13 protein-coding genes are annotated in these 10,110 nt (G+C 37.9%); 7 read left to right on the top strand and 6 right to left on the bottom strand.

Going from position 1 to position 10,110, the window contains the following annotated elements; genetic code table 11:
• The 3 genes from GX437_11485 to GX437_11475 form a co-directional block, all read right to left on the bottom strand.
• A partial coding sequence (locus GX437_11485) for an MBL fold metallo-hydrolase (GenBank protein ID NLJ08282.1) occupies positions 1-620 on the bottom strand: 620 nt, incomplete at its 3' end.
• A 7-nt stretch (positions 621-627) separates the two neighbouring features.
• On the bottom strand, positions 628-1,596 hold the full coding sequence (locus GX437_11480; GenBank protein NLJ08281.1) for a mevalonate kinase: 969 nt from the start codon (positions 1,594-1,596) through the stop codon (positions 628-630).
• A 1-nt stretch (position 1,597) separates the two neighbouring features.
• Entirely contained in the window at positions 1,598-2,656 is a 1,059-nt protein-coding gene (locus tag GX437_11475; GenBank protein ID NLJ08280.1) for a diphosphomevalonate decarboxylase, read from the bottom strand.
• 181 nt (positions 2,657-2,837) lie between these two features.
• On the opposite strand from GX437_11475, the gene GX437_11470 reads away from it, so the two are divergent.
• Positions 2,838-3,278, top strand: coding sequence for a response regulator (locus tag GX437_11470; protein NLJ08279.1), 441 nt, complete (start codon positions 2,838-2,840; stop codon positions 3,276-3,278).
• A 4-nt stretch (positions 3,279-3,282) separates the two neighbouring features.
• A complete protein-coding gene (locus GX437_11465) occupies positions 3,283-3,678 on the top strand; it encodes a response regulator (GenBank protein NLJ08278.1) in 396 nt (131 codons plus the stop codon).
• Here the strand turns inward: GX437_11465 and GX437_11460 are convergent.
• Both GX437_11460 and GX437_11455 read right to left on the bottom strand, forming a co-directional pair.
• A complete protein-coding gene (locus GX437_11460; protein NLJ08277.1) occupies positions 3,668-4,615 on the bottom strand; it encodes a GHMP kinase in 948 nt (315 codons plus the stop codon). The genes GX437_11465 and GX437_11460 overlap by 11 nt on opposite strands.
• Positions 4,590-5,915, bottom strand: coding sequence for a hydroxymethylglutaryl-CoA reductase, degradative (locus GX437_11455; protein ID NLJ08276.1), 1,326 nt, complete (start codon positions 5,913-5,915; stop codon positions 4,590-4,592). Before GX437_11455 ends, GX437_11460 begins: the two co-directional genes overlap by 26 nt.
• A 152-nt stretch (positions 5,916-6,067) precedes the next feature.
• On the opposite strand from GX437_11455, the gene GX437_11450 reads away from it, so the two are divergent.
• From GX437_11450 to GX437_11430, 5 genes are read left to right on the top strand one after another with little or no spacing between them, the layout of a single operon-like run.
• On the top strand, positions 6,068-6,805 hold the full coding sequence (locus GX437_11450; protein NLJ08275.1) for a tetratricopeptide repeat protein: 738 nt from the start codon (positions 6,068-6,070) through the stop codon (positions 6,803-6,805).
• 45 nt (positions 6,806-6,850) lie between these two features.
• Positions 6,851-7,687 carry a universal stress protein gene (locus GX437_11445; protein ID NLJ08274.1) on the top strand — a complete coding sequence of 279 codons (837 nt, stop codon included), beginning with the start codon at positions 6,851-6,853 and terminating at the stop codon, positions 7,685-7,687.
• An 11-nt stretch (positions 7,688-7,698) separates the two neighbouring features.
• Positions 7,699-8,118 carry a PspC domain-containing protein gene (locus GX437_11440; GenBank protein ID NLJ08273.1) on the top strand — a complete coding sequence of 140 codons (420 nt, stop codon included), beginning with the start codon at positions 7,699-7,701 and terminating at the stop codon, positions 8,116-8,118.
• On the top strand, positions 8,111-8,389 hold the full coding sequence (locus tag GX437_11435) for a hypothetical protein (GenBank protein ID NLJ08272.1): 279 nt from the start codon (positions 8,111-8,113) through the stop codon (positions 8,387-8,389). Before GX437_11440 ends, GX437_11435 begins: the two co-directional genes overlap by 8 nt.
• Positions 8,390-8,394: 5 nt before the next feature.
• A complete protein-coding gene (locus GX437_11430; protein NLJ08271.1) occupies positions 8,395-9,375 on the top strand; it encodes a Gfo/Idh/MocA family oxidoreductase in 981 nt (326 codons plus the stop codon).
• On the opposite strand, the gene GX437_11425 is transcribed toward GX437_11430, so the two are convergent.
• Positions 9,364-10,038, bottom strand: coding sequence for an inorganic pyrophosphatase (locus tag GX437_11425; protein NLJ08270.1), 675 nt, complete (start codon positions 10,036-10,038; stop codon positions 9,364-9,366). The genes GX437_11430 and GX437_11425 overlap by 12 nt on opposite strands.
• Positions 10,039-10,110 lie beyond the last annotated feature (72 nt).

The raw sequence follows: 10,110 nt of genomic DNA, 5'->3' as shown, positions 1-10,110 counted from the left end.
TCGGCTGCAAAAATTACTTTGGTGTCTTTATAAGTGATAAAAGGTATGACCTGTCCCGGAGTATGACCATCATAAATTCTGACATCAAAACCTGGGAACAGTTGTCCTTCATTTTCAATAAATTTCAGTTGTCCTGCCTCCTGCATGGGGAGTAGGTTTTCTTCAAAATAGGATGCTTTTTCGCGATCATTCGGATGGATGGCGTTTTCCCATTGTCTTCTGCTGGTCCAGTAAGTAGCGTTTTTAAAAAGTGGCTTTAGTTGTCCGGTTTCATTATCTCTGATGATTCCGCCTCCGGCATGGTCGAAATGCAGGTGGGTGAGTACATTGTCGGTAATATCATCCGGAGTAAAGCCATATTTTTTAAGGGATTTCTCAAGTGAATCGTCTCCATGGAGGTAAAAATGAGCGAAAAAAGATTCTTTTTGTTTGTTGCCAATACCATTGTCAATAAGAATCAATTTGTTACCGGATTCGACCAGAAGGCTCCGCATGGCCCAGCTGCAAAGGTTATTTTCATCGGCAGGATTTGTTTTTTGCCAGATGACTTTTGGTACTACGCCAAACATGGCTCCGCCATCCAGTTTAAAATAACCGGTATTGATGGAATAAAGATTCATCTTTAATTCATTTAGAGGTTACTGCAACAGGGATGATTTTAACCTGAAGTTTTTCGAGTTCTTCCTTGGCATATTCGAGGTCACGGGCAAAACCCAGTAAATAGCCACCACCACCGGAACCACATAATTTAAGATAATAAGCACTGGTTTCAAGGCCTTTTTTCCAGACTTCAATAAAAGGATCGGGAATCATAGGCCCGAAATGATGAAGTAAAAATTTTGAAAGAGCTTTGACATGAACATAAAAATCATAAAGCTCACCTTTAATATATGATTTAATGCATTTATTATTAGCCGGAATCATTTCCTGCTGAAGAGAGGAATAAAATTTATCATCTTTACATTGTTCGAGGAAATAATTGACCAGAGGTCCGGTGTTTCCGACAGTGCCGGTATCAATCAGGAAAATACCGCTTTTTTCTTCAGTAGCAATTTTATTTAAGCCTATTTCGGAAATGGTTGAAATATTTTCAATCAGTAGGGGTTTGTTCAGGTAACAGTTGATTGGGTCGAGGCCACTGCTTTTTCCATGAAAGAAGGATTCCATCTGTGCAAAAATATCCTTTAGTTTTCTTAATTCACGTTTGGTGTGTTTTTTTTCAGCAGGAATTTTATCGATGGCATATCTGTCGTAAATGGCGGCAACCAATGCACCTGAACTGCCGATGCCAAAACCCTGAGGAATGTTGGAATCAAAGAAAATATTCCGGTCGAGTTCTTTGCTGAATTCTTCGAAATTTAGTCTTGTTTTCAACTCGTTTTTTTCGGCAAGATTTGAAAGGTATTTGAAAAACTGGCGGATGGATTTGTTTGATTTTTGGGCAAATTCAGCAGATACTCCGGATTTTTCATTGAAGAAAGTCAGTTTTCCTTTGAATTCAAGATAGGGAATGCTTAATCCCATGGAATTACAAATGACCCCGTACTCGCCAAAAAGCAGGATTTTCGCAAAAAATTCTCTTTCGGATTTTTCCATTTTAAGATTTTGATAACGTTTGAGGACCTTGTCCAATGCCATCCTTCAGTATTTCAATTTTGCTGCAAAGGTCTGATATTTCTTTCAATAACACCATAACTTTCTTTTCAACATTTTCATGAAATAACAAATGAATGTTTGGACCAGCATCGAGCGTAAAACAAAGAGGGATTTTATTTTGTTCACGAAAATCCTGAATAAGTTCGATAATCCGGAGTGTATCAGGCTTAAGCAACAGGTAGGAAGGTGTCGATTGCATCATAAGTGCATGTAGTGTTAAAGCCTCATTTTCAACAATTTGTATGAATTGTTCAACATCACCGGCAACCAATATGTCAATTAAATCAGAAATATTTTTTCTTGCTGAAGCATAGCGGCAGGCAGCATAAGGATGATTATTCATCAGGGCATGTCCGGCACTGCTGGAAACTTTTTTCTCAGTTTTGTCAACAATGATGATAAAATCCCTGAGTGAAAGGAATTCAGAATGAATACCGGTATTTAACGGAGAAGCATACAAATCTGAAGTTTCAGGTAAACGATCGATTTTTCCCCATGTAACCCATCCGCCATAGACTGAACGCGAGGCACTACCTGAAGCTAATCGTGCCAGTTCTGAAATCTTTTTCCATTTGTCTGCTTCCGGTTCAGAAATGCCTGTGATACTAGCATTAATCTCATAAAGATTCAATGCGAGAGCACCCATACCGGAGGCAGAGGAAGCAATTCCGGCAGAATGCGGGAAAGTATTTTCGGTAAGAATATGTAAACGGCAATGACGTATCGCAGGCAAAATATCAAAGATGGAAGGAAGGTATTTTATGATACGCTCTTCAAAGCGAGGAGCAGCCTGATGGTTGAAAAGTAAAGATATTTCAGGGGAATCAAGTCGGGCATCAAATTCATAGTCTATTTTCATCTTTGTTACGGAGGTATTTAACGTCATGCTCAGGGAAGGATTAGCCGGAAGTTGACCGGGATATTTTCCCCAATATTTGATCAAAGCAATATTAGATGGACATTGCCAGAAAGTTGTTCCTGATTTTTCACTAATTGTCATTATCAAAGAAATTGGCTATATGTTTAATAAACAATAAAAAGCAGTAAATTGTTTCATGGCAAATTAACAACAAAACAAAAAATTTCATGTGTTATTTAAAATACTAAAAAACCGTATTTTTACGCTTGTAATTAATTGCATGCAGAACTGAAAAAACCCATTTTTTTTTAAAAAAAAAGCTATGGTTGAAAAAATTACAAAAGGGACATGGAAAAAAAAGAAATCAGATTCAAAGCGAAAATACAAGTGGTTTGACAAAAAGATACTCGTAGTGGAAGATGAAAAAAGCAACCACATGCTGATAGATCTGATACTCAGGCCAACAAGTGCCAGATTGCTTTGGGCAATGGATGGAGAAAAAGCAGTGGAACTGGCACAGGAAAATCCAGATATAGACCTGATACTGATGGACATCAGGCTACCCAAAATGGATGGTTATGAGGCAACAAAAAAAATACGGGAATTCAATCAGTCGGTGCCGATAATTGCCCAGACAGCCTATGTGATGGAAGAGGAAAAGTATAAAGTTACCGATGTCGGGTGCGATGATTTGCTTACCAAGCCCCTGCAGCGGGAAAAAATGCTCAAAATGATCGACAAATACATGAAGAAAAAAAACTAATCAAATGGTTGACAGAAAACTTGAATTTGATTGGTATGACAAGTTGGTTTTAATTGTTGAAGATATTGAAACAAATCATCTGTTGATTGACAGCATTTTAAAGCGCACAAATTGCAATGTGATGTGGGCTATGGATGGAGAAACAGCGATAGAAATATGCAGAGAACATCCGGAAATTGATCTGGTTTTAATGGACATCAGGTTACCCGGAATAGATGGTTACGAGGCTACCCGTGAAATACGGAAATTTCGTCCTGATTTACCCATTATTGCACAATCAGCCTATATTTATGATAATAACAAACATCAGGTTTTCGAAGCAGGTTGCAATGACTTTATCACAAAACCGATTAAAAAGGAAATCCTGCTTAAAAAATGCGATAAATACATCAGGAAGTAGGAGACAAAGCCAATTCATCGTATGAAAACCTGACACCTATTCCTTTAGCATCAAGATAGTGGTTTACATAATCCTGACTTTCAGGGCTGGCAGCCAGAATAAAATCGCCACCCCATGCACCCATGTTTTTAATATATCCAATAAAATCACTGAATTCTGCAGCATGGAGAGTTGGCCTTTGCAGATAAGACGAAACTATTGAATCGTTTTCTTTCAGGCATGAAATAAAATAGTCAAGACTTTTGGATAAGGCAATTTTCCTGCTGATATCCGAAATCTGAGAAAGTTGTTTTTTGTCTGGTGGTTTGACTGAAATATTTTTTATCTCTCTGGCTGTATTTTGTTTATGTCCGAGATAGGCAATTGTCAGGTGGTTGCGGAAATCCGGTTTAAAATCGATGTATTTGATTGAATTTCTTTTATTTAAGTTGTAAATCAAGGCTGAGGAGCTTCTGGCACAGGCCACATCATAACCCGAACCCCCGAAAGTCATGTCAAGCAGTTGAAAGGGATTAATATCAGCCCAAAACGAAATATTTGAAATTAGTGTACTACTTGATCCCAAACCCCATTCCCTGTTAAATTCGAGGATTGATTGGGCTTCAGTTTTATTGGAATTAGTCAGAAAAGAGGGATTCAGTTCTCTGGCGGCAGTTAAAATTCCGGATAGCCTTTTGGCTATTTGGAAAGAATTTGTCTGAATTATACTGAAATCTGTTGTACTGAATGAAGCTGAAAACCATTTCACTTCACCTTCAAGGCTTTCCCATTGTAAGATACTTTCATCTGACTGAGATTCCGAAATAATTAATCTCTGGCCTTTTTTCAAAGGAATTGCAAAAGCATCGGCTCCGTGAAGTACAAGATATTCCCCTGTCAGAAGCAGTTTGCCATGGGAAGAGAAAGATCTATTATGCCCTGTTATCCCTGATTTCATTCAACAGTTGTCTCACTGCATTAAAGGATACTTTCCGGGTTTTGAAATATTCAATGGCTTTATTTTTTTCTTCTTCAGTTGCTTCAAAATGATTTAGAATATTGAGCAGGTGCATCTTCATGTGCCCTTTCTGAATTCCTTTTGTGACCAAAGTGGTAACAGCTCCGAAGTTATTTGCCAATCCGGCAGCAGCAGCAATCATGATGAGTTCTTTAGCTGAAGGATTACCCAGTAATTCAAGTGAAAATTTCGACAAAGGATGGAGGGAAGTCAGTCCGCCAACGGTACCAAGAGCCATAGGAACGGTAAGACAGTAGTAGAATCTGTTGTTGGTGCGGCTGAAAGTAGTCAGACTTCTGTATTTTCCATCTCTTGAGGCATAGGCATGTCCGCAGGCTTCGACAGCACGAAAGTCGTTGCCGGTAGCAATAACCACAGCATCAATTCCATTGAAAATACCTTTATTGTGGGTAACAGCCCTGTTGACATCGACCTGTGCAATGCGAATGGCTCTTTCAAATTTCCAGGTAAATGATTCAGGTGTGTCTCCATCTTCAAACATGCCCATTTCAGGCAAATCACATTCTACCCAGCATTTGACAAGGCATTCAGGTGTGTAGTTTGATAAAATAGACATGATAATTCTGCAATCCCGTTCATTTTCATCAAAAGCTGGATGATTGGCAATGAAATCCTTTAAAATCTGGGCAAAGTCTTCGAGGCAGGAATTAATAAAGTTGGCACCCATCGAATCTACCGTTTCAAAAGTAGCTTTTAACTGGAAATAGTCTTCAATTTCGTGACGCATATCTACCAGCTGTATATCAAGAATACCGCCCCCTCTTTTTATCATATTGGCCGTGATGTGCTGGGTTTCATCTTTTAGCCTGAATTTCAATTCATTAAATACCGAATTTAGCTTATTGTAATCACCTTTCCAGATAAAATGAACCTGTCCTATTTTGACAGATGATATAATCTGAGCATGAAATCCTCCGCGTGAAGCCCAATACTTGGCAGCATTGGCCGCAGCGGCAATCACCGAACTTTCTTCAATGACCATGGGGACAAAATAGAATTTTCCATTTATCAGAAAGTTAGGAGCTACGCCATAAGGGATAAAATAATTGGTCAAAGTGTTTTCGCTGAATTCATCCAAAAGTTTCTGAACCTCCGGATATCTGTGCCAGTAGGATTTTAATAGGTTCTCAGCAGATGAGGGGTCGAAAAGCTTCGAGGTTACCAGTTTTATCTTATCATCTTTGCTGAGTTTTGAAAAGCCTGAAATAATCTGATTCATTTTTGAAGGTTTAAAATTCGGAGCAAAATTATTTAAAATTAATCTAAAGCGTTTAATTAACTAACAGCTGAAGCATTTATTTTGTTCAACAGCAAAAACATTTGTGAATCTGAAACAATCAGGCATTTTAATTGTTAACTTCAAAAGAGTTTATGAAAGCAGCGGGATTATTATTAACTGTCATCCTTTTACTTGGATTCTCCGATGAATCAAAGAGCCAGACATACACAGAAAAGCTTTATAATGCTTACGTTTACAGCAAGATGGATGAATGGCAGAAAACCATCAGGGAAATGGAAAAATCGTATATGGAAAAAAAGAGTGACAGATTGCTCTTCGAAATGACGCATGCGTATTATGGATATATTGGTTTCTTCATTTCAGAAGGGAATCCGTCAAAGGCCATTAATTATATAGAAAAAGGAGAATCTTATCTGGATTATTTAATTAAAAAATATCCCGGGTGGTCTGAAATACATGCTTTAAGGGGAGCCTATTATGGATTCAGAATGAGTATTGCCCCATATAAAGCTATATACCTTGGTCCCAGAAGCGTTGAACTGATCAACAAAGCAATAGAACTTGATAAAGAGAGCCCCTTTGGTTATATTGAAAAAGCGAATGTTGAATATCATATGCCTCCTGTATTTGGCGGCTCTAAGCAGGAAGCTATCAGGTATTATCAAAAAGCATTGAACTTGTTAGAAAAAAATGGGAAGATACGAACATGGATATATCTGAACACCTATATCAATCTGGCAACTGTTTATGAAAACATGGGAGATTACAGAACAGCCGTGGAAATTTACAGGAAGATATTGAGTATTGAACCTGATCTGGTTTTAGTAAAAAATACTTTACTTCCCTCAGCAATTAAAAATTCAAAGTAACTTTGAAGGCATTATTGACGTATCATATCTAAAAGCAAAAGCCAAATGAGAATATTGGTGCCGGTTGATTTTTCAGAATGCTCTGTGAATGCAGTAAAGGCTGCGGCTTCTATAGCACGGAAAAGTGATGGGAAACTGTTTCTGCTTCACATCGTTTCGTTACCTGCATATCTCTCTGATAAACTTGAAGTGATTGAACAAATTCCCGGAGGTTCCGAAACTCTTCAATTGATTCGTAGAAACTTTGCCGGATTGTTGAAGATGCCTTTTTTACGGGATGTAAATGCCATGGAAGTCATTCTGTTTGAGAATGTTTACCAGACCATTATCAACTTTGCGGAAGAAAACCAGATTGACCTGATTGTCATGGGCTCACACGGGGCTTCAGGTTTCAGGGAGTTCTTTATCGGAAGCAATACCCAGAAGGTGGTGCGAATGTCGGAATGTCCTGTATTGACCATTAAACATCCTGTTCAAAAAGTGAATATTAATAATGTTTTGTTTGCAACCGATTTCGGAGAATCGTCCATTATGTCTTTTGAAAAATTCAATAAACTGTTCAGAATTTATCAGACTAAAATTCATCTTTTAAAGGTAATTACAAGGGAAGAGTTTGAAACGACATACGAAAGTCTGGAAAAAGCGGAGAACTTTGTAAAGGTTTTGGGCCTAAAAAACTATAACATCAACATTATCAATCATTCAAGTATTCATGAGGGGATAAATGATTTTGCCGAAAGGCTGAAACCCTCACTCATAGCCCTGATCACGGAAGGGCGTTCACAGCTCTATCAGATTTTTAATGAAAGTATTGCTGAAAAGCTGGTGAACAGAAGCAACTATCCTGTTTTAAGTGTAAAATATTCAATAACAAATGATTAAGAAAATTTAAAATGAGAACGAGAAAACTTTATCGCAACAAAAGAGATGGCATGCTGGGAGGCGTTTGTTCCGGCCTTTCAGATTATTTTGAAATAGATGTCAGTCTGATCAGGGTTTTATTCATTTTAGCCATGATACTTGGAGGCGGAGGATTGATTGCGTATCTGGTATTGTGGATAATTATTCCTGAGAATACCATTTATACCCCTGAATATCAGGAAGTCAGGAATGAACCGGAATTTTTATCAGAATCAAAACAGGGAAACACAAACATTATTCTTGGCATTATACTGATTTTGATCGGGCTATTCTTTGTTTTTGAGAGATTTTTCCGGATGGTCTCCTTACACAGATACTGGCCTGTCATATTAATACTCGCTGGTGTAGTTGTTATTTTGTTCAGTCTTCAAAAAACTAATCATCATGAATGAAAACAATTCCAAAGGGGCTTTCTGGGGAATCTTCCTGTTAACAATAGGTGTGTTGTTATTGCTTGATAATATGAATGTTATTCAATTTCATTGGCACGACCTTCTTCAACTATGGCCTCTGCTTTTTATCTTTTGGGGAATTAACCTGATGCCTGGCAGGCAATCACTAAAGCTGATAATAAAAGTCATTATTTTAGGCCTTGCTCTCTACTGGGTTTTTAAAAATCCGCATGAAAGCGGAAATTGGGAAGAATTTGATAATGTCATCTGAAAAAAATGATCAGATGGGGAATGATTGGATGCGGAAATGTAACACTGCACAAGAGTGCACCTGCATTCAATAAAGTAAAGGATTCACAGCTTTTTGCCATCTTTTCAAGGAATACTGAAAAAGCGGAACATTGTGCCGAAAGGCTCGGAATTCCTCATGTTTTTAACACTTTTGAAGAACTAATTGCCAACGAACATATATCCGCTGTTTATATCGCAACACCCCCGGATTCTCATGCTTTTTACTCCATTAAAGCTTTGGAAGCAGGAAAAGCTGTATATGTCGAAAAACCAATGGCATTACACTACAGGGATGCACTCCGTATGTCCAGTGTGGCAAAACAATCAGAAAGCCAGTTGTTTGTGGCTTATTACAGAAGAGCACTTCCTTATTTTCTCTACATAAAAAAAATAATAGAATCGGGAGAATTAGGTAATTTGAAAAGCTTTTCAATTCAATTGGTTCAACCACCACGAAAAGAAGATTTTAATTCTGAAAACTTACCATGGAGATTAATCCCTGAAATTGGTGGAATGGGCTATTTTTACGATTTAGCCCCTCATCAGATTGACCTGATTTTATTTTTATTTGGTAAAATTACTGATGCCGGAGGGATAGCAGAGAACAGAAACAGACTGTATGGTGTTCCGGATTACGTTGAAGCTGAATTTCTTCTTGAAGGAAATGTCAAAGGGAATGGAATCTGGTATTTTACATCTTCTGAAGCGGAAAAAACTGATCAGTTTTCTGCAGAATTTGAAAAAGGCGTTATTGAATTTTCAACTTTTTCTAAATCAGTAATTAAAATAATCAAGAACGGGATGGAATTAACACATACGGAAGATTTCCCGGAAAACATACAACATCCTTTCATTCAATCAGTTGTAAATGAAATGACGGGTAAGGGAAAATCAAATGCCGATCTTGATGCAGCTGTCAGCGTAAACTATTGGATGGAAAAAATATGCGGGTTATCAGACGTTTGAGAGGGCTGTGCCCAGTAGGGAAAATTTGTCGTGATAATCATTGATGGAACGTGAAATAATTTCTCTTGCTTCTTCAGCACCATAAATATGTGTGATTTCACAATCACGCTTGTTGCCGGGCATGTCTTTATAGGTAAGGAAATAATGTTGCAAACGTTTGATGACAAGCGGAGGACAATCTTTAATGTCATCATAATCATTATATACCGCATCATTGACCAGAACAGCCACAATTTTATCATCAGCTGTACCGTTGTCGATAAGTCTGAATCCGCCAATAGGTTTGACCTCTGCAATAATATTTCCGTGAACGACTTCATTTTCAGTGAGTACACAAACATCAAGCGGATCACCATCACCTTTTATATCTTTTTTACCTGTTTTTTCTTCGCAGAATTTGCCGACACTTTGTCCGCAATAAGTCTGAGGAATAAACCCGTAAAGGGCCGGAATGGTGTTGGAATATTTCTGTGGACGGTCGATGCGCAAATATCCGCTTGCTTTATCAACTTCATATTTCACAGTATCCCTTGGAACGATTTCAATGTAAGCTGTAACGGTATTGGGTGCGTTTTTTCCTATATCAATGCCATGCCATGGGTGCGATTTATAGCGTAAACCCATTAAACGTCCAATAGGATCCATCAGTATGTTTGGATTCATAGATTTGTTTTTTCGGGCTATTCTGACAATATTTAAGCCAAAAAGGATTTTCTGTTTATCATTTGCAAAAAA

This window comes from Sphingobacteriales bacterium (genome assembly GCA_012517435.1).
Lineage (GTDB): Bacteria > Bacteroidota > Bacteroidia > CAILMK01 > JAAYUY01 > JAAYUY01.
This window is presented reverse-complemented; position numbering and strand designations above follow the sequence as displayed.

Excerpts from the sequence above, each read along its gene's own strand:
- GX437_11440 (NLJ08273.1), top strand. The coding sequence starts at position 7,699 with ATGAGAACGAGAAAACTTTATCGCAACAAAAGAGATGGCATGCTGGGA.
- GX437_11460 (NLJ08277.1), bottom strand. The coding sequence starts at position 4,615 with ATGAAATCAGGGATAACAGGGCATAATAGATCTTTCTCTTCCCATGGC.
- GX437_11470 (NLJ08279.1), top strand. The coding sequence starts at position 2,838 with ATGGTTGAAAAAATTACAAAAGGGACATGGAAAAAAAAGAAATCAGAT.
- GX437_11475 (NLJ08280.1), bottom strand. The coding sequence starts at position 2,656 with ATGACAATTAGTGAAAAATCAGGAACAACTTTCTGGCAATGTCCATCT.
- GX437_11430 (NLJ08271.1), top strand. The coding sequence starts at position 8,395 with ATGATCAGATGGGGAATGATTGGATGCGGAAATGTAACACTGCACAAG.
- GX437_11435 (NLJ08272.1), top strand. The coding sequence starts at position 8,111 with ATGAATGAAAACAATTCCAAAGGGGCTTTCTGGGGAATCTTCCTGTTA.
- GX437_11465 (NLJ08278.1), top strand. The coding sequence starts at position 3,283 with ATGGTTGACAGAAAACTTGAATTTGATTGGTATGACAAGTTGGTTTTA.
- GX437_11455 (NLJ08276.1), bottom strand. The coding sequence starts at position 5,915 with ATGAATCAGATTATTTCAGGCTTTTCAAAACTCAGCAAAGATGATAAG.
- GX437_11445 (NLJ08274.1), top strand. The coding sequence starts at position 6,851 with ATGAGAATATTGGTGCCGGTTGATTTTTCAGAATGCTCTGTGAATGCA.
- GX437_11450 (NLJ08275.1), top strand. The coding sequence starts at position 6,068 with ATGAAAGCAGCGGGATTATTATTAACTGTCATCCTTTTACTTGGATTC.
- GX437_11480 (NLJ08281.1), bottom strand. The coding sequence starts at position 1,596 with ATGGAAAAATCCGAAAGAGAATTTTTTGCGAAAATCCTGCTTTTTGGC.
- GX437_11425 (NLJ08270.1), bottom strand. The coding sequence starts at position 10,038 with ATGAATCCAAACATACTGATGGATCCTATTGGACGTTTAATGGGTTTA.